Origin of the sequence: Verrucosispora sp. WMMD573 (assembly GCF_027497175.1) — a bacterium.
In the GTDB taxonomy this organism is placed as follows: domain Bacteria; phylum Actinomycetota; class Actinomycetes; order Mycobacteriales; family Micromonosporaceae; genus Micromonospora.
On the sequence record NZ_CP114901.1, the window covers coordinates 5,432,047 to 5,450,427 of the forward strand.

Sequence of the window (18,381 nt, forward strand, 5' to 3'; positions counted from 1 at the left end):
CGTGTGGGTGAGAGCGGCGGGACCATTACTGAGGTACGGGTGCGAGCAACGCCTCTACGCGCTCCTGACCGGCCCATGCCTCCGCCAGGGTCGCCGCGACGTAGCAGTAACGCAGCGTTCCGTTGCTGGTGTTGTGCGGCATGACGGCGACCACGCCGGTGCCTGACTCGGGGTCGAACGCGAGGCCGGCCCGCGTCAGCGCGGCCAGCGCCGCCTCCAACGAAGGCACCTTCCAGTCGTCGCGCTCCAGCAGCACGCGCCGGTCGGCGTAGTCCGGGCCGACCAACTTCGCCCCGACGACCCCGTAGATGTGGGTCGAGCCGGTGACCCGGCCGTTGTACTCACTGAAGAAGACCCCGTCCGGGGTGACCAGTGAGTCGGCGGAGAGCAGGCCACGGTAACCGAGGGCGCGCAGCGACTCGCACAGCCGCTCCGCGCCGTCGACAAGTGCCGCCATCGTGGTCGGCGTGAGGTCCGGCGCGGGGATCACCTCCGCGATCGCCACCGGGGCGGAGAGCATCTCTCCCTGGCCGGCGAGTTCGATGCCGGCGTCGGTGATGAGGTATTCCAGGAACACCGCCCGATGGTCCGGGTGGTACCGCTCCACGACCACAGGCGTATGCCCGTGGCTGGTCAACCAGTCCCATCGCGACGCCAGGTAGGTCACCAGGGCCGGGCGGTCCGCAATGACCACCACACGCTGGGCCCCGACCGGCAGTACGCCCGAGGCGGGGGCCACGATCTCGTTGCCCCGGCCGCCGGTACGGAAGTCGTGCTTGAGGATGACCGGATGCCCGGCATCGAGCATGTCACCGATGAGCGCCGCCGCTGTCGCCTGGTCGGTGCAGACACCACCGTCCGGCAGCGGCACGCCCGCGCCCGCCGCGACCGCCCGGAACGCGGCCTTGCTGTTGGCCAGCCGGCCACCACCCTGAGCCAGGAAGGCGAACCCGGGCAGCGCGTCCGCCGCTCCGATCGCCTCGGCCAGGCGGGCGATCGAGGAGTCCGGGTGCAGCCAACAAACCTCGGTCACGGTCCGGCCACCCACCGCTGCCCGAACCTCGGCCAGGAACTCGGGGTCCGTCAACCGATCCGGGGAGAGCACCCCGACGCCGAGCTGGCCGACCGGCGGGACCACGATCCGCAGGGTCGCCGAGTCGGTGCCGGTCAATCCCGTCACATAATCCAGGTAGCTGCGCTCGGGTGCCACCGGCAGCACCAGGATGTCGTCGTCGACCGCCTGCCAGAGCAGCCGCTGCGTCCACCAGCCGCTCTGCTTGCGCTTGGCGTCGGCGACCGCGAACCGATCCTCGTTGAACTCGTTACCCACCAGCAACCGGGTCATCGGGCCTGCTCCATCCGCTCGTGCATGCCCCGGACGAAGAGCGCCTGCCCCGCGTGTTGCAGGTTGTCGCTCAGCACGCTGACCAGCCTCACCCCGACGCTCACCGGCGGGGTGTACGACGTGTCGATGATCCGGGCGAGTTCCGCTTCGGTCACTCCGCTGAGATAGCCGAAGGTCCTGGCCATCACCGCGTCGTGGTAGGCGGAGACGCCATCGCTGTCGGCTTTGGCCAGGGCAGCGATCTCGTCCGGACCGTCGCCCTGCCCGCGGGTGGACACGTCGCGCTCGACGCCGGTGCGCGTCGCCCACTGTGGATCCGCCCACAGCTCGGGCTCGCCCATGATGTCGGCGATGTGATGGTCCTGGATCCGGGTCAGGTGCCACACCAGCCAGGCGATCGAGTTCGTGCCCGGCTCGATCTGGTGGACGAACGTTCCGGGTCGCAGGCTGGCCAGGGCATCGTGGACCAGACGGTGGACACGGCCGTACGCCTCGGTCAACACGTCCCGCACCGGCATAGTCGGCACTGTCATGTGGGAAAACTCCCCTGGTTCGGTGGATCGGACGTCCGCATCGTCGGCCGTGTCCAGATGTGCAAGGATCGCGGCCAGACAGTGCGTTGGGTTCTCCAGATGGGGTGCGTGGGCCGCGTCGGGTACCACCACGAACCGGGCCCGGCGCAAGGTGCCGGCCAGCCGGACGGCGGCTGACCGCAGCGGGGTGTCGTGCTCGCCCACCATCACGAGCGCGGCAATGTCGAGTCGGGCGAGTTCGTCCAGCATCGACGGGTATTGGCTCAACTCCCGTCCCAACGTGGCGTAGGCCTCGACCGAGGTGCGGGCGAAGTCGTGCCGGAAGCGATCCCGCTGGGGCTTGCTACGGAACGGCAGGCTGTTGTCGATCCGGTCGATGATCTGCGCCAACGCCGCCATACCGCGTTCGCGGCCGACCGTGGCGAGGCGCAGGATGACCTCGGCGGGCACCGGCGACACCGGTTCGGCGGTGGCGCTGATCAACAGCAGGGATCGGACGCGGGACGGGTGGGCCAGCGCGAACCGCATCGCGACCACACCGCCCATGGAGTGGCCGATGAGATCGACCTTGGCCAGACCCCGCGCATCGAGGAATGCTGTCACGTCCTCGGTGAGCCGATCGAGGCTGTACGGGCCGACGTCGGCCCGGTCACCGTGCCCCCGCTGGTCGTACGCGAGCACCTGCCGCCCGGTCGCCAGGGCGGGCGCGATCTCAGCCCAGTCTGCCGAGCTGGTGGTGATCCCGTGCAGCAACAGCACGGGCGGCCCGCTGCCCCAGGCGGAGCACGGGATCTCGGCCGGCCTCACCAGGCCACCGACAACTCGCACGCCGCATACCGTCCGCTGCCCACCGCCATCGGCACCTCGGACGCCGGTACCGCCAGTCGCAGCCCTGGGAACTGCCCGAACAGCTCGTGGTAGCTGATCTCCATCTCCAAGCGCGCCAGGTGCTGCCCGACGCACTGGTGGATGCCCGCGCCGAGCGCCACATGCCCGGCCGTCGTCCGCCCGAGATCCAGCTCGTCCGGTCGGTCGAACACGTGCGGGTCCCGGTTTGCCGCAGAGAGGAGAACCGTCACGCACTCACCGGCCCGGATCAGCTCGCCGTCCAGTTCGACGTCCTTCAACGCGGTCCGGGGTAGTCCGTACTGGAACACGGTCAGATATCGCAGCAACTCCTCCACCGTCCGGGTCAGCGACACCTCACCGGCGCGCAACCGGTCGAGTTCTTCCGGATGTGTCAGCAGCGCCATGACCCCCAGCCCCAGCATCCCGGCGACGGAGTCGTGACCACCGGTCAGCAGCAGCACGCCGAGCCCGGCCAGTTCGTCATCGTCGGCGTCGCTGGCGGTGAGCTGGCTCAACAGGTCGTTGCCCGGCGCGGTGCGGCGTTGTCGGACGAGCCCCAGCATCAACTCGTGCAGGTTGCGCATCGCGGTCAACGCCTCGTCGGCGGTAGCGTCGAGGCTGAAGAGCACTCCGCTGTTGCGGCAGAACTCCAGCCGGGCGTCGAGCGGCACCGCGAGCACCTCGCAGATGACCAGTGAGGGCACCGGGTTGGCGAATGTCGCCACCAGGTCCGCCGGCGACCCGTGCGCCCGCAACACCGCCAACTGGTCCGTCACCACCCTCGTGACCAGTGGCCGTAGCTGTTCGATACGCCGCATCGTGAAGTGGCCGCTGAGCAGTCGGCGGAGGCGCGTGTGCTCCGGTGGGTCCATGTCCACGAACCAGCCCGGCAGGGCTGGACGGCCCATGAACGGGCCAGTTCCATCACGGGGCACCGGAGTGTGGGTGAGCTCGGAACGCGAGCTGAACCGGGCATCGGTGAGCACCCGCCGGGCCAGTCGGTGGCTGCTCACCGCCCAACCCAGGTGCCCGTCCGGGTAGCGCAGCCGACGCAGCGGCAGATCCGCCCAGTCGGACGGTGGGTCGAACGGGCGCGTACGCGTGGTGGTCAGCGACCAGGGCGGCTCACTCGACACGGTTGCCCTCCATGAACAGCAGCGGACCACCCGAGTCAAGTCGCACGCGCTGGCCATACCTGACCACCCAACTGGGGTCCACGTGACCGATGTCCGCGTTGACGACCACCGGGTACGAGATTCCGGGCAGCAGTTCGTCCAGCAGGTCGGCGCAGCGGGCGGCCCACTGTGCGGGCGGTATCTCCGGGTGGGTGCCGATCACCATGCCGGCGACGCGTGACAGGTCCAGCCGCGTGCAGAGATCGGCGAACGTACGCTCCGGCTCCGGGCTGCGATGGGCGTTGTGCCACAGCAGCACCGTCCCGGTGAGGTCGAGGTCGAACGTCTCCACGAGCGGCCCGACCAACGTCAGTTCCCCGCCGACCAGCACCCCGCTGCTCGTCCCGGGACGCAGCCAGGTACAGCCGCCGTCGACCCAACGCCCACGTGGTGTCTCGTTCCGGTCGGTGAGATGCCAGTTCAAGAACTCACCGGTGCGGCGACCGACCGGTGCGCAGGCCAGCGGCGCGGCGGTGTCGAGCGCGGCACCGAGCCCGGCCAGCGTCTCCGGAAAGGGACTTCCGCCCTCTCCGAAGTGCCCCAGGAAGGTGGCGCCGTAGAGCGAGCCGAGCCCCACCCGCGAGGCCAGGAACTGGTTGATGAACACGTTGTCACAGAAGCCGACGAACGGCTTGGGACGTCGCGCGAACACGGCCGGATCGAGCAGGGGCAGCAGGTGCCGGGTGGCCGAGCCCGCATCGGCCGCCAGCACCACGTCCACCGTCGGGTCGTCGAACGCCTCCATCAGGTCACTCGCCCGCTCCTCGGGCAGACCGGCCGTGACGCCGTCGTCGGCCAGGGCGAAGGCGTTGGTCGCGAAGGTCACCCGGTAGCCCGCCTGGATGGCGGCGTCCATGGCACGTCGCGTGCGACCGGGCAGCTGGGCCAGGCTCGCCATCGCGGGGCTGACCACGCGAATATGAGCGCCCGGTCCGACCGGCGGTGGCGAGGTCGTGGGCGCGGTCACCGGATGCCCTCTCGCCGAGATCCGGCCAGCAGGGCCGTCACCTCGCCCAGGGTGGAGTGACGATAGAGGTCTTCGATGTCCAACGGCCGGTCGGGCACTGCCTGCTGGAGCACCGCCCGAAGACGCAGGATGAGCAGCGAGCTGCCGCCCACGTCGAAGAAGGAGTCGTCCCGGTGGTATTCGCGCTCCTCGCCCAGCACGTCCCGCCAGGCGCGTAGCACCGTGTCGGCCAGTGCGTGGCCGCCCTCAGCCGGGGCGGCGTTGACCGTCGAGACCGCGGCCGTCCTCGCCGACGCCGAAGGTGCCGGGCGTGCCACGATCGCTGACGGTGCCGCCGCTTCACGGAGACCCGCCTCATCAAGCTCACCGTCGGCCGTCCGCGGAAGCTTCCCCATCAGCGTGACCTGACTCGGCACGGCGGCGGAGTGCAGCCACCGCTCGACGTGCGCCCGCAGGCCGGCCACCGACAGCGCAGCCGCGCCTGACACGACTCCGGCGAGCACCCGGCCGCCGGGCAACAGCGTGGCTCCGGCATCGACCACATCGGGATGGGTACGCAACACCGCAGCCACGCCATCAAGGTTCACCGCGGTCCCCTGCACCGGCACGATGCGATCGTCGTGGGCGGACCCCGCGAGCAGCCCTTCGACGAGCGGATGGCCCGCGTCGTCGGGCTGCCGAAAGTGGTGCACCAGCATCGAACGAGGCCCGGGCCGGTACGCCGTGACCACCAGCTCTGGACATCGGGTGAGTTGCCGGGCGAGTGCGTCGGGCGGCACCCCCACGCAGTCCGAAAAGACCTGGGTCACCCCGGCCAACGCGGTCGGGCGGTACTCCGCGATCTGGCGAAGTCGGGCGCCGCTCAGGTGAAGCGCGGAGATCCGGCGTTCGCGCAGGAAGGCGCCAAGCCCGGCCGGGTTCATCGACCCGACACCGCACACCTCTACCGTGCCGCCGGTAAGCAGCGGAGCGAAGATCTCCAACGGCGCTTCCAGCGTGGCGAGGGGAGTCCGCCGCATGAACCTCGCATAGGCGTCGGCTGTGCCCAGCCCAGGGTCGTCAACGGCGGCGGCGATCGTCGCGAGCGCTACGGGCGCGGGCTGTGGTTTACCATCCCGACCGGGCACAAAGACCACGCAGCACCACTCGGCCACGGCGCATGCGGGCGGCACCGGGCCGAGTTCGCCCCCGCTCGTCGGCGTCGCGGAGCGGTGCGCACCGCCCCACGTTGGCAGCACCACAGTCGACAGTCCGGCCAGGGCGTCGCCGGCCGCGGCCAGCCGACCCTGTTCACCGGTCACCACACGCACCCCCGCCCGCTGCAACATCTCGCGAGCGAGCGCGGGCGGGTGCTCCGGCTCGATCGAGAGGTACGCCGCACCGAGCCGGAGCACCGCCAGGATCGCCACGAGTTCGCCGGCCGAGCGACGTGCCGTCACCGCCACGCAGTCACCGGCCCGCACCCCGGCCGCGTGCAGCAGCGCGGAGTGCGCCTCCGCCGCCTGTCGTAGCTGGCCGTATGTGACGGTGCGCCTCGGGTCGGCGTCCCGCACCGCGATCACGGCCGGCCCGAGACTGACCCGCGTCTCAAAACGCGACCACAGCGGCACAGGTGTCAACCCACCTGCGGACGGGACTGCCGCACCGCCGAAACGGTCGACCACAGCGTGTCAACCGAATGAAAGGTTTCCTCCGTCAAGGTCTCATCGGGCATGTTGATGCCGAACTCCTCCTCGATCTGCACCACCAACTGCACCAGGAGCAAAGAGTTCAGGCCGAGGTCGGCGAGCCGGTCGTCCGGTGAGATCTCCTGCGTGGATGTCCCGGGCAGGGTGGCGAGCAGGACTTTCTCGAACTGATCGAACGGATTTTCCGATGCCAAAGTGACATCCCTCGCATCGAAATCGGGTCCCTGGCAAGGTTTACGGTTGTCGATACTATAACGACGCCAGCTCCGTTGGTAGTGCCCACGAGGCAACGGGAGGACACACGGGTGGCCGAGATTTCGCTTGACGACATCGACCTGGCCTGGCTACGCCAGCGCCGAACGGCCAAGTGGACCAATTATGGGGCGGACATACTGCCCGCCTGGATCGCCGAGATGGATTTTCCGATCGCCGAGCCGATCCGGGCCGCACTCACGCAGGCCATCGAACTCGACGAGTTCGGCTACTCGCCGACCGACGACCAGTTGTTGCGCACCAGTTGCGCCGACTTCCTCGCCCGGCGCTACGGTTGGCGGGTCGACCCCGCCCGGATCGTCGGCGTGCCCGACGGCGTCGAGGGAGTTGCCGCCGCGCTGCGGTTCTACGGCGGACCGGTGATCGTGCCCACACCGTGCTACCCACCATTCTTCGACGTGATCTCGCTCCTTGGGGAAGAGATCATCGAAGTTCCGCTCCGCGATGGGCGGCTCGACCGGGACGGCATAGCGCGGGCACTGGCCGCCGGCGCGCGTACCCTGCTGCTGTGCAATCCGCACAACCCCACCGGACGGGTCCTCACCCGGGCTGAACTGGCGGACGTGGCCGACCTGGTGGCCGATCACCACGCCCGGGTGGTGTCCGACGAGGTCCACGCGCCGCTGATCTATCCCGGAAACTCGCACACGCCGCTGGCCACGATCGACCCGAATCTGTGCGCCACCATCATGTCCGCCTCGAAGGCCTGGAACGTCGCGGGCCTGAAGTGCGCGCAGCTCATCCTCACCAACGACGACGACTTCGCCCGCTGGCAGGCCGCGTCGCCGTTCGCGGTCGGCGGTCGTAGCCCGTTGGGTATCGTCGCCACGGTGGCCGCCTACCGCGAGGGCGGCGACTGGCTCGACCACATCCTCGACTACCTCGACCACAACCGCGCTCTACTCACCGATCTACTCGCCGACCTGTTGCCGCAGATCAGCTTCCGACCGCCCGACGGCACCTACCTGGCATGGTTGGATTGCCGGCCGCTCGGCTTGACCGACCCCGCCGCGTTCTTCCTGGAGCACGCCAGGGTCGCGCTCTCCGACGGACGAGGCTTCGGCCGTCCGGGAGAAGGCTTTGTCCGGCTCAACTTCGCCACCTCCGCTGGCCTGCTTCGCCAGATCGTGACGGCGATGTCGACCGCGATCCACGCGCGGGGCTACGGCGCGACCGCGTGACCTGACGGTCAGGCGTCCGCGAGGACGGCGTCCACCGCCCGGAAGACGAGATCCGGCAGCCCCGGGGCAGCGCACATCACCTCGAAGCGCGCGTCCAGGTGCGCCACCGGAATCGCCCCGTCGATCCCGGGTAGCCAAACCTCGCTTCCCGCGCTCAGCACCACCGACCGGATCCGGTCGAGGCCATGCCACGCCGGCACGGTCACGGCCAACAGCAGATATCGCAACCATCCGAGGTACTGGGCGCAGAGATCACCAGCGATCGACCTGCACTCGGCCGGGCCCATCCCCAGGTCGGCCGTCATCCGCTCCAGCCCTCCGGTGAGCTCCTCCCTCGCCCAGGCCAGCAGACCCGGGCTGGCCCAGTCGCCATCGAAGGCGGACGGTCCGGTAAGTCCGGCCGCGGCGCGCAGTTTGCCGTATTCTTCCGCGATCAGTTCGGGTGTGACCCAGGCCGGCTCGACCGCGACAACCGGTAGCGCCCGCCCCGTCACGGCGGCGCAGGCTGCGGCGATGGCCAACGCCGCCGGTGTGGCGGTGCAGTAGGTCACCAGGGCGGCCGGCGGCTCCGGCAGGTCGGCCAGCCGTTCCGCGTACCGGTGTGCGACCGTCCGTAACGTGTCGTCGGCCCCGACCTCCCCGCGGGACAGATCGGCCGCGACGTCGGCGAGCAGCACGCCGTGCCTGGTGTCGTGACGGCGGCACGCCTTCCAGACATTGTGCGGCGTGCGTAGGAAGTCGACGAAAAGCACGGCCGGCCGACCGGGGCGCTCCACCGTCATCCGTACCGTGGTCATGGCGTCGTCCTCGTGAGGAGGCTCTCTGGTCGCTCCAGCAAGCCCTTGAGCGTGCTCAGGAAGGCCATCGCGTCCGCCCCGTTAAAGACGCGATGGTCGTACTCCAAGCCGAGATGCACCACGCGTCGGACCGCGTGGTTTCCGTTCGCGTCCCGCGCGCACTCGGTAAGTGTGCCGCCGATGGACACCGCACAGACGTGTCCGGGGAAGACGACCGGCCTACCGAACACGACGTCGCGTTCGTTGTTGACACTCAGCAGGATGTTCGCCCCGGCGAGTTGTCCCTCAGTGAATCGCCCGTCGGTCGCGGCGGCCCGGAACGCCGCGAGATCAGCGACCACACCGTCGATTCCGCGCGCCGCCACGTTCCGCACGACAGGCAGGTGCAGGCCGTTGCCCAGATCGACGGTGACGGCGACGTCGACGGTGGTGGGCACCCGCACCCAGCCGTCGTCCTCGGGACGCGCGAACGCCAGTGGATGATCCTGCCGCGCCTGGGCCAGCGCGAGCAGCAGCAACTCAGTCAGGCCCACGAAGGCGCCCGCCCGCCGCGTCGCCTGCCTGGCCACGGCGAGGGCCGCGTCGACAGCCACCTTGAGCACTACGAAGCCGGTCGGGATGGTGCTGCGGGAGGTGCTCACCGTGGCTGCCACCGCCCGCTGCAGCGGGCTCAACCTGCGCCGCTCGCCACCGGTCACGCCACCATCGTCGATGTCCTCGTCACCGTCCATGTCGCTGATGCGGTGAGACGTGCCGACCGGCTGCGCTCCGGCCGCCAACGCCTCGACATCGGCGGTGCGGACGACCGTGCGGCCCAGGCCATGCACCATCGCCTCGGTCACGCCGAGGCGTCGCATGGCCTCACGGGCCGGGTTGGTGATGGTCACCGTCGCGGCCACCGGTTCAGGGCCGGCCGACGGGGCGATCGGGGCCGCCCCGGCACGCTGCTCGTCCGCTTGGAGCAGCAGTCCGATGACCTCACCGGGAGCGCACTCCGCGCCCTGACTCACCAGTGGCCGGAATGCGCCCTCGGCGGGGGTGAGGATCTCCTCGGTGGCCTTCGAGGTCTCCAGGACCGCGATCGGTGTGGCGGCCGCCACCCACGCCTCCGGCGCGGTGAGCCAGTCGGTGAGGATGTACACGGCGTCGTTGTTGTTCAGCTTCGGCACTCGAATCTCGTGCACGTCAGGGCTCCAGAATCGCCGCGAGGATGTCCGACTCCTGGGCGAGCGTCGCCCGCTCCAGGTGGGGCGCCGCCGGAATGACGCTGTCGGCGGAGGTCACCGATCTCACCGGCCGGCGCAGCCGGCCCCAGCGGGCAGCGTGGATCTGTTCCGCCACCGCGGCCGACCAGCTGGCCCCGGCCGTACTCTCCTCTGCGACGACCACCCGCCCGGTGGCTCCGATGCACGCCAGCAGAGCCTCGGTCGGCACCGGGTAGAGCCGCACCGGTACGACCACCTCGGCCACGACCTCGTGTTCCAGCATGGCCCGTTCCGCCGCCCGGACCGCCCGGCGGGCCATGCCGCCCGTCGCGATCACGACGACGTCGGGAGCAGGCGTGTCGACGCAGCGCACCCGCGCCAATCCGTCGTGGCCATCCACCAGTTCGTAGCCGAACGTCGGGCTCACCACGCCATGCTCGTACACCCGCTCGCCGTAGAGGGTCTTGTCCTCGAAGTACAGGCACGGCCGACCCTCCCCGAGCATGCCCAGCAGCACCGACAGGTTGCGGTGGAAAGGTGTCGCCTCGTACACCGCCAGGCCGGGCACACCCATGAAATGCTTCTGGAGACTCTGGCTGTGGGTCGGCCCGTAGCCACGGCCGCCACCGGTGGGACACCGGACCACGACCCGCACGGACTGAGTGGACCCGTACATCGTGGTGGCCTTGCTCAGATAGTTGACGATCGGATCGAAGGCCAGTGTCACGAAGTCGGAGAACATCACCTCGACGATCACCTTGTTGCCGGCGAGAGCGAGGCCACCCGCGGCGCCCACCATCGCCGCCTCGCTGATCGGCGTGGACAGGACCCGCTGGGGAAACCGGCTCGACAACCCTCGGGTCGCCTTGAAGGCGCCACCGTACGGATCGGCGATGTCCTGGCCCAGCAGATACGTGTCGTCTCCCCCAGCCAGCACCTGGTGCAGGGCCTGGTTGAGGTCCTCGACAAAACGGGGTGCGGTCATCGCGGGGTCCAGCCGCTCAGCGGCCGACTCAGCACGTCGGCCGCCACGCCGTCCACCCGCGCTCGGGCCCGGGTCATCATCGCGTCCACGATGTCCGGTCGGCGACGACGGTACCGTGCCAGCCAGTCCAACTCGCGCAGCACCTTGAGGTCGGCGCCGGAGCGGGTGTCGTCACCCCGACTGTGCGGCCCCAGTCGCGGAACACGGCACTCCACCACAAGCGGTCGCCCCTGCCGTACCCGTCGCACCGCACCCGACACCGCCGCCCGTACCTCGGCGACCTCGGACGAGTCGATCAGGAGGTGGTCCACGTCGAAAGCCGCCGCCCGGGCGCCGATGGTGCCGGACATGGCGGCACCCGTCGGGGTGGTCTGGGCGATGCCGTTGTGCTCGACCACCAGCACCAGCGGCAGCCGCCACAGCGAGGCGAGGTTGAGGCTCTCATACACCACGCCCTGGCCGAACGTGCCGTCGCCGATGAAGGCACAGGCCAGCCCGCCGTCGCCGGCCTGGGACTGGTGCAGGGCGGCACCCACGGCCAGGGCGACACTCTCCCCCTGGACCCCGGTGGAGACATACCGGCCGCGGTGCAGGTGCTGGCTGCCGCCCACCCCGTGACAGACCGCGCCCTGCCGTCCCGCGATCTCCGCCAGCAGTCCGGCCGCGTCACCCGGGAATCGGGCCAGGTAATGGGCGTGCCCGCGGTGGTTGCTGAAGACGAAGTCCCCGTCGCTCAGGAGGGGGGCGACGGCGACGGCGACATGTTCCTGCCCGATCGAGGTGTGCGTTGTGCCACTGAGGACACCGGCGGCGAAGAGTTCGAGGAGTTTCTCCTCGAAGCACCGGATCAACAGCAGCAACTCCAGGTCGGCATCGACGGTCTGGGTGACGCGGTCGATGGTGTCGCCGAACGGCGAATGTTCCATCAGGTCACTTCTCCACCAGGTGGGTGGCCAGCGCATGCGGGTCGAGTCCGCGTACGAACGCGCTGGCGGCGGCCCAGCCCTGCCGCGCCAGTTGCGCGTGCCGGGCCGGCTCGGACAGAAGCTCGGTCAGTGCCGCGACCCAGGGGCTGGCGTCCTGCGCCGAAACCACCGGACGCGGCATCGAGGCGTCCCCGACGTCGTAGTCGTACTCCTCGATGGTGGACACCGGCAGGGAGTAGGGCACCCCGAGTTTGGCCTCGACCAGCCCGGAGTGCGAACTGGCCAGCACCGGGATGCTGCGCAGCATGGCCTCCACGCAGGTGTAACCGAACGTCTCGTCCCACAACGACGGCATCACCAACACCCGGGTCTGGTCGTAGACCCGCTCGATGTCCTCCGAGCCTGTCACCACTGTGATATGAGGCCGGTCTCGCAGGCGCTGCACGTCGGCGTCGTCGCCGCCCCAGCTGAGGACCGCCTGGAACGCCACCTCGGGCAGCCGATCGGCAACGGCGAGAAAGATGTCGATGCCCTTCACCGCACACGGGTTGATCATGGTCACATACGGTCGGGCCACCTGCTCGTCACGAAACGGCGGCACCACCGGGTAGATGTGCGGCCGGATCACCGTGCTGCGCAGTCCGCCGTGCCGCGCGGCATACGCCTCGGCGGCCTCGCTGACAGCCACCACGGCCCTTACCTTGCGTATCAGGTCGGTCGCGGCCGGGTTCGGATAGAAGGCCCGGGGGCCGAACGGCAACTGCTGGATCGTGTGGATGAGGTAGACAACCTTGCCCGGGTCCGAGGCGCAGGCCGCGGAGAGGACCAGACCGCCCGGGTCGTCCGACGGCACCAACACCCGGTCCGGCTGCTCGGCCCGGACGAGCTTGGCGACCGACGGCGCGAGCTGTGCTGGTTCGACTGCGTGCACCTCGACCCCGTCCAGGTCGAACACGATGCCGTGCCGTCGCTCCCGGACGACCACCCCCCGAGCCGTGAGATAGTCGGTCAGCGCCTCCGGCCCGCCGCCGCGCACCCGTCCCCGGATCGGGGCGATCGCCAGACACCGGTGCCCAGTTCGCGCCAGGTCAACCAGCATCGCCCGGCCGGACTTGTTGGCGCCCCCGGTCGCGGGTGCGTACAGCAGATTCTGCGCGAGCAGTACCTTCATCGTGCCCGCCCGTCGGTCACTGGCCGCCGCGCCCACCAGTCGGCGGCGAAACGCTCGATGTGTTCGGTCGCGCGCCGCGCCGCTTCCCCGGCGGCGGCCGGAGCGGGGTTACGGGGTGGCCGCCGCACGGCCCGCTCCAACGCCGCGGCGACGTTGGCCGGGGACCAGTCCCGGAAGTCCACCCATTCGCCGACGCCCCGTACGGCCGCTCGGGCTCCGTTGTCCGACCGGTCACCACCCGCGGAGACGATCACCTGTGGTATTCCGAGCTCGACGCACCGCGCGAGGGTGCCGATGCCGCCGTGGTGGATGACCGCCAACGATCGCGTGAACAGCTCGTGGTAGTTGGCGCCGGGCAGCCACGTGACCCGGCCACGCTCGGCTGGGCCGAGCAGGTCCGCGAACGGCGTCACGACAGTGACCGGATGTCCGGTGGCCATCGCGCCGGCCACCGTGACCGCGTAGAAGTCGTCCTGCAGCATCCGGCCGGTGCCACCGGTCACCAGCACCGACGGCCGGGCCGGCGCGGCAGTCCGCCCGGCCGGGGCGAAGCGGTAGCGGTCGCCATTGAGGAATCCGCAGCAGTGCACTCCCGTGGGCACCGACTCGCCAGCCCGGTCGAACCAGTCCGGCCAGCCGGCCAGATCCAGGTCGGGCGGGCGGAAGAGAGCCTCCCCGTCAACGGGCAGCCCCACCTCGTGGCGCACCTGCCGGAGGCCGTCGCCGAGGCCGGCCCGATAGTTGTAGGAGGCCATCGGCCAGGTCATGTACTGGATGGGCGAGAGGGCCAACCAGACGGCCGGGACATCGGTGAGCTCCGCTGCCAGCAGCACGGACAGCGCCGAGGTGTGCCGGCCGACCAGCACGGTCCGACCCGGCTCGACTGCCGCGGTCAGCGCCTCGGTCTCCAACGACAACTGCTCCCACAGCCCACAGTCCTGGTAGAAGTCGCGCAGGTCGGCCGGTCCCCTCAGGCACAGCAGCCGGGGCGTGGCAGCCAGCAGGGACTGTTCCGAGTCGGCGTCGTCGATCGGAATGAACTCCGCTCCGGCCGCGGTCACCGCCGGCCCATAACGCTGGTGGGTGAGCACGGTCGCCTGGTGCCGGCGCTCGACCATCGTGCCGGCGAGGCTGAGGAAGGGCAACACGTCGCCGTCGGTGCCGTGGGTGACGATCAGTACCCGCATGGCCGCGCCTCCCAGATCCACGTCCGCCGCAGTAGTGATCGACCGCCGTCAGCGCACATCGCTGTGACGACCTTCCATGAGGTCGTCGATCAGGCCGGCCATATTGGTGATCGTCACGTCTATCCGGAACAACTCGTCCAAAGGCACCTCGACGCCGAACTGATCGCGCACCCGGCCGATGAGGCGCACCACCGCCAGTGACGTCGCGCCGAGGTCGAACAGATCCTCGTCGTGATTCGCCGGCGCCACCCCGAGGACGCTGGTCCAGAGGTTCTCCAGCACTTCCGATGTCGACAATTCCCGGCTTCCCGTCACATCCTCGGCGGTGCTCCCACCATTGCTGGTCCTCGCCATTCGGCCTCCTACGTACATCAATGAATCTAGCCGACCACCCCTAGCGATACGAGTTCGCCTGCAGCGTGAAGAGTTCCGCGTAGAGCCCGTCCCTCGCCATCAGCGAGTCATGATCGCCAGATTCGACGATCCTCCCGTCGCCGATCACGAGGATCACATCAGCCATGCGTACGGTCGAGAATCGGTGTGAGATCAGCAACGTGATGCCACCGGACTTCTTGCCGATCCGGCGGGCGCTTTCGGCGTACTGCTCGAAGAGCGAGTGCTCGGCCTGGGCGTCCAGCGCCGCGGTCGGCTCGTCCAGTACGAGCAGCAGCGGGCCCTCACGCATCATCGCCCGGCCCAGAGCCAGCTTCTGCCACTGCCCGCCCGAGAGTTCCGCGCCGTCGGTGTAGGACTTGCCGAGCTGCGTGTCCAGGCCATCCGGGAGTTGGGTCACGATTCCGCCGGAGCGGGCCCGCGCCAGGCCCCGCAGAGCGGCCTCCCGGTCGTCCAACACGGTCAGGTCGCCGACCGCCACCGCCCGTTGGGCCGTCAGCTCGAACCGGACGAAGTCCTGGAAGCCGGCGGCGATCCGCGACCGCCACCGATCCAGTGGTACGCGCTGAAGATCCACTCCGTCGACCTTGATCGTGCCCGCGGTGGGTTGGTAGAACCGGCAGAGCAGCTTCACCAGGGTGGTCTTGCCGGAACCGTTCTCTCCCACCAGGGCGACCGTCGTGCCCGCCGGCAGGTGCAGATTGACATCAGCGAGCACCGGTCGGTCGGTGCCCGGATAGGTGAACCCGACGTCGACAAGGTCGATTCCGCCTGAGATGGTCGACGGCAGCTCTTCGTCGGCCGGCTCAGGCGCCTGGCGCGCGATCAGTTCACGCAACCACCGCAACCGGCTCAGGGCCTGCGCCATCCGCTGCAGGTCGCCGAGCAGCATCACCCCCTGGGTCACCTGATGATTGACCTGCGTCGCCAGCGCGATGACCAGCACCACGTCGCCGACCGTGGCCCGGTTGGCCGCCGCGTCCCGGACGACCAGCAGTACCGCGGCGATGTAGGCCAGCGAGAACACCAGTTGTCCGCCGATGAGCAGCGCCGTCGCGCGCCACTCGGCCCGCGCGTGTACTTCGCTGGCCGCCGCCCAGGAGTTCGCATGGCGGCGGAGCAGCAGGTCGCGAGCGCGGCTGACCCGGATCTCCTTGGCCGCGTCGGCACTGGTCGCGAGGCCGAAGAGATGCCGCGCGCGCCGGGTGTGCGCGGCGGCGTCGTCCCGGGCCTGACCGCGCAGGCGCTGACCACGTTGGCTAGCCAGCACGGGCGCGACAGCGGCCAGCGGCAGCAACAACAGCAGCGGCTCCAGCTCCGCCAGAACGACGCCGGTCACCACCATCGCCAAGCCGAGCGACACTGTGGACAGCAGGCCGGACATGCCGCTCCAGCCCAACCGGGGCAGCTCCTGACGGAGCACCGCGATGCGGTCCGAGTACTCCGCGCGCTCGTGGTGCGCCAGGCCCGCGGAGCCGTTCGCCAACTCGATCAGTTCGCAGTCGAACTGGAGCGTGTTCAGCTCCGACAACTCGAAGTAGGCGACGTGGGCGAAGTGCCCCATCGTCAGCACGCAGATGGCCAGCACCGCAACCGCCAGCCCACCCGCGACGGCGGAGCCGACGTCCTGCTGGAGCACCGCGTCGGTGGTGACCTTCAACGCCAACGCCCCCAGCGGGGCCGCGACTGCGCTCAACAGCATCAGCACCACCGCGGTGGCGGTCTTGGCCCGGCCCTGCCGCCACGCCAGGCGCAGGACCGTCACGCAGCTGACCAGCGTCTCCCACTGGACGCTGTCCCTGCCGAGCCTGCTCATCGCGCCTGCCTCCCGTCCACGGCGAAACGGTCGGCCTGCAGGTGGAACAGCCCGGCGTAACGGCCGCCGGCAGCCATCAGACTCTCGTGCGTGCCGTCCTCGATCACCCGCCCATGTTCAAGCACCACAATCCGGTCGGCGTGCCGGACGCTTGAGAAGCGGTGGGAGACGAGCACGCTCGTGACACCCCGGGTCAGTTCCACGAAGCGGGCGAAGAACTCCGCCTCGGCCCGGATGTCCAGGGCGCTCGTCGGTTCGTCGAGAACCAGCAACCGGGCCCCCGCGGCGACGGCGAAGAGGCTGCGGGCGATGGCTACCCGCTGCCACTGCCCGCCGGAGAGATCAGCGCCGCCCTCGTACTCACGGGACAGGGTGGTGTCCAGGCCGTGCGGCAGCGCGGTGAGCGCGTCGGCGATGCCGGCCCGCTCGGCGGCGGCCAGCACCCGCGCGTCGTCCACCGGCACCTCCACCGCGCCCAGCGCGATGTTGTCGGTGGCGCTGAACTCGTAACGGGTGAAGTCCTGGAAGATGACCGCGAGCTGCCGGCGCCAGGATTCCACGTCGAAGGTCGCCAGGTCGACGCCGTCGACCAGCACCGACCCGGCTGTCGGCTCGTAGAGACGGGCGAGCAACTTCACAAGCGTCGTCTTGCCCGCGCCGTTGAGGCCGACGATGGCGGTGCACTCACCCGCACGCAGCTGCAGGTCGAGTCCCGCCAAAACCGGCCGGCCGGCGTCCGGGTACTGGAAGGACACACCCTCGAAGCGGATGTCACGGACCGGCAGCCCGGCGGCGTCCAGGCCAGCGGTGTCGGCGATGTCCTCGGCCCGCCGGGACCGGAGACGATGCTCGAACGTCTCCAGCGCGCTGACCGACGTCATGCCGAACTGGGTGTTGGCGTCGGACTCCGGGTAGTGCTCGCCGAGCAGCAGCGCGGCGACGGTGGCCTGCAGCCCCAACGCCACCTCGGCCAGGCTCAGCTGGCCCTGCGCACCGGCGTAGGCGATCGACGCCGCCACCGCACCGCCGATCAGTAGCCCGAGGGCCAGGTAGCCGAAGAACGGGAACAGGTAGATCCGGCGCCGCTGCGCCCACACGGGCCGGATGACATCAAGGTAGTTGCGGCGATATTCCCCGGTCAGCCAGCCGACCAGACCGAACACCCGGATCTCCTTGGCCGCCATCGGGCGGGTTGCCACATCCCGGAAGTAGTCGGCTTCCCGCTCGCTGGCCAGGACCTCACGCCACACCCGAGAGTACCGGCGCATGCCGCCGCGCTGCCCGTAGCGGAACGCCATGGCGGCGGCGAAGACACCGACACCGGCGAGCACGTCGGTGACGCTGGCCACCAGCGCGGCGAACGCGACCAGGCGCAGATACCGGGCGATCAGCGCCAGCATGCCGGCGGTGGCGTGCCCGGGTGTCTGGAACCGGGACTCGAGCTTGCGGGTGGCCTCGCGGAGCAGGTCGAGCGTCTGCTGATCCTCCAACGGCGCCAGCCCGGTGGTGGAGAGGGATGCGGTCATGAGCCGGGACTCGAAATAGCCGTCCACCCTGCGCTGCATCTTCTCGCCGAGCACCACCTGCAACGGGGTGAGGGTCTGCTGGGCCAGGAAGACAGCGCACGTCCAGCCCAGCACGACGGTCACGCCGGACCAGCCGCCGCCGGACGCGTCGGTCACCGCGTCGGCGACCCGCCCGGCCAGCAGGCTGCTGAGGATCACGAAGGCCACCGGCAACGCGGCGAGGGCCACGTTGACGGCGACAAGGATGCTGACCAGTCCGAGCCCGGCGTGTGGGAGTTGACGCACGATCAGGATCCGTGGCCTGACCGCCTCATCGAGATACGTCTCCCACCGGGTCCGCACGCGCGCTCCTTCCAGTCGAGGT

The 18,381-nt window shown here is 69.9% G+C and carries 16 protein-coding genes; 1 reads left to right on the plus strand and 15 read right to left on the minus strand.

The features are described from left to right. Positions 1–25: 25 nt before the first annotated feature. Genes O7601_RS24640 through O7601_RS24665 form a run of 6 tightly spaced genes read right to left on the minus strand, consistent with a single transcriptional unit; the run spans position 26 to position 6,751 of the window. Positions 26–1,345 carry a peptide ligase PGM1-related protein gene (locus O7601_RS24640; RefSeq protein ID WP_281563468.1) on the minus strand — a complete coding sequence of 440 codons (1,320 nt, stop codon included), beginning with the start codon at positions 1,343–1,345 and terminating at the stop codon, positions 26–28. Then, positions 1,342–2,706: an alpha/beta fold hydrolase gene (locus tag O7601_RS24645; protein WP_281563469.1), complete on the minus strand. Its 1,365-nt coding sequence runs from the start codon at positions 2,704–2,706 to the stop codon at positions 1,342–1,344. Before O7601_RS24645 ends, O7601_RS24640 begins: the two co-directional genes overlap by 4 nt. Then, entirely contained in the window at positions 2,682–3,863 is a 1,182-nt protein-coding gene (locus O7601_RS24650) for a cytochrome P450 (protein ID WP_281563470.1), read from the minus strand. Before O7601_RS24650 ends, O7601_RS24645 begins: the two co-directional genes overlap by 25 nt. After that, entirely contained in the window at positions 3,853–4,869 is a 1,017-nt protein-coding gene (locus O7601_RS24655; RefSeq protein ID WP_281563471.1) for an LD-carboxypeptidase, read from the minus strand. Before O7601_RS24655 ends, O7601_RS24650 begins: the two co-directional genes overlap by 11 nt. After that, complete coding sequence (locus tag O7601_RS24660; RefSeq protein ID WP_348650216.1) at positions 4,866–6,533, minus strand: non-ribosomal peptide synthetase; 1,668 nt, start codon at positions 6,531–6,533, stop codon at positions 4,866–4,868. The genes O7601_RS24655 and O7601_RS24660 overlap by 4 nt, the downstream gene beginning before the upstream one ends. After that, entirely contained in the window at positions 6,485–6,751 is a 267-nt protein-coding gene (locus tag O7601_RS24665; RefSeq protein ID WP_281563473.1) for a phosphopantetheine-binding protein, read from the minus strand. The genes O7601_RS24660 and O7601_RS24665 overlap by 49 nt, the downstream gene beginning before the upstream one ends. A 111-nt stretch (positions 6,752–6,862) precedes the next feature. On the opposite strand from O7601_RS24665, the gene O7601_RS24670 reads away from it, so the two are divergent. After that, complete coding sequence (locus O7601_RS24670; RefSeq protein ID WP_281563474.1) at positions 6,863–8,011, plus strand: aminotransferase class I/II-fold pyridoxal phosphate-dependent enzyme; 1,149 nt, start codon at positions 6,863–6,865, stop codon at positions 8,009–8,011. Positions 8,012–8,019: 8 nt separating this feature from the next. On the opposite strand, the gene O7601_RS24675 is transcribed toward O7601_RS24670, so the two are convergent. Genes O7601_RS24675 through O7601_RS24715 form a run of 9 tightly spaced genes read right to left on the minus strand, consistent with a single transcriptional unit; the run spans position 8,020 to position 18,359 of the window. Then, a complete protein-coding gene (locus tag O7601_RS24675; protein ID WP_281563475.1) occupies positions 8,020–8,808 on the minus strand; it encodes a hypothetical protein in 789 nt (262 codons plus the stop codon). After that, positions 8,805–9,992 (minus strand): 2-oxo acid dehydrogenase subunit E2, encoded by a 1,188-nt coding sequence (locus tag O7601_RS24680; protein WP_281563476.1) that lies wholly within the window; start codon positions 9,990–9,992, stop codon positions 8,805–8,807. Before O7601_RS24680 ends, O7601_RS24675 begins: the two co-directional genes overlap by 4 nt. 1 nt (position 9,993) lies before the next feature. After that, complete coding sequence (locus O7601_RS24685) at positions 9,994–10,998, minus strand: transketolase C-terminal domain-containing protein (protein WP_281563477.1); 1,005 nt, start codon at positions 10,996–10,998, stop codon at positions 9,994–9,996. Then, entirely contained in the window at positions 10,995–11,924 is a 930-nt protein-coding gene (locus O7601_RS24690) for a thiamine pyrophosphate-dependent dehydrogenase E1 component subunit alpha (protein ID WP_281563478.1), read from the minus strand. The genes O7601_RS24685 and O7601_RS24690 overlap by 4 nt, the downstream gene beginning before the upstream one ends. A 4-nt stretch (positions 11,925–11,928) precedes the next feature. Continuing rightward, the gene (locus O7601_RS24695) at positions 11,929–13,095 is read right to left on the minus strand and encodes a glycosyltransferase family 4 protein (protein WP_281563479.1); all 1,167 of its coding nucleotides are present in this window, start codon (positions 13,093–13,095) and stop codon (positions 11,929–11,931) included. Further along, entirely contained in the window at positions 13,092–14,282 is a 1,191-nt protein-coding gene (locus O7601_RS24700; RefSeq protein WP_281563480.1) for a nucleotide disphospho-sugar-binding domain-containing protein, read from the minus strand. Before O7601_RS24700 ends, O7601_RS24695 begins: the two co-directional genes overlap by 4 nt. 48 nt (positions 14,283–14,330) lie before the next feature. Beyond that, positions 14,331–14,636 (minus strand): acyl carrier protein, encoded by a 306-nt coding sequence (locus tag O7601_RS24705; protein ID WP_281563481.1) that lies wholly within the window; start codon positions 14,634–14,636, stop codon positions 14,331–14,333. Positions 14,637–14,676: 40 nt separating this feature from the next. Then, positions 14,677–16,491 (minus strand): ABC transporter ATP-binding protein, encoded by a 1,815-nt coding sequence (locus O7601_RS24710; RefSeq protein WP_281563482.1) that lies wholly within the window; start codon positions 16,489–16,491, stop codon positions 14,677–14,679. Continuing rightward, complete coding sequence (locus tag O7601_RS24715) at positions 16,488–18,359, minus strand: ABC transporter ATP-binding protein (RefSeq protein WP_281563483.1); 1,872 nt, start codon at positions 18,357–18,359, stop codon at positions 16,488–16,490. The genes O7601_RS24710 and O7601_RS24715 overlap by 4 nt, the downstream gene beginning before the upstream one ends. Positions 18,360–18,381: the final 22 nt, after the last annotated feature.

What these genes read in the sequence shown, in the direction of transcription:
- O7601_RS24640 (WP_281563468.1), bottom strand. Translation starts at nt 1,345, where the DNA reads ATGACCCGGTTGCTGGTGGGTAACGAGTTCAACGAGGATCGGTTCGCG.
- O7601_RS24675 (WP_281563475.1), bottom strand. Translation starts at nt 8,808, where the DNA reads ATGACCACGGTACGGATGACGGTGGAGCGCCCCGGTCGGCCGGCCGTG.
- O7601_RS24685 (WP_281563477.1), bottom strand. Translation starts at nt 10,998, where the DNA reads ATGACCGCACCCCGTTTTGTCGAGGACCTCAACCAGGCCCTGCACCAG.
- O7601_RS24690 (WP_281563478.1), bottom strand. Translation starts at nt 11,924, where the DNA reads ATGGAACATTCGCCGTTCGGCGACACCATCGACCGCGTCACCCAGACC.
- O7601_RS24695 (WP_281563479.1), bottom strand. Translation starts at nt 13,095, where the DNA reads ATGAAGGTACTGCTCGCGCAGAATCTGCTGTACGCACCCGCGACCGGG.
- O7601_RS24700 (WP_281563480.1), bottom strand. Translation starts at nt 14,282, where the DNA reads ATGCGGGTACTGATCGTCACCCACGGCACCGACGGCGACGTGTTGCCC.
- O7601_RS24705 (WP_281563481.1), bottom strand. Translation starts at nt 14,636, where the DNA reads ATGGCGAGGACCAGCAATGGTGGGAGCACCGCCGAGGATGTGACGGGA.
- O7601_RS24710 (WP_281563482.1), bottom strand. Translation starts at nt 16,491, where the DNA reads ATGAGCAGGCTCGGCAGGGACAGCGTCCAGTGGGAGACGCTGGTCAGC.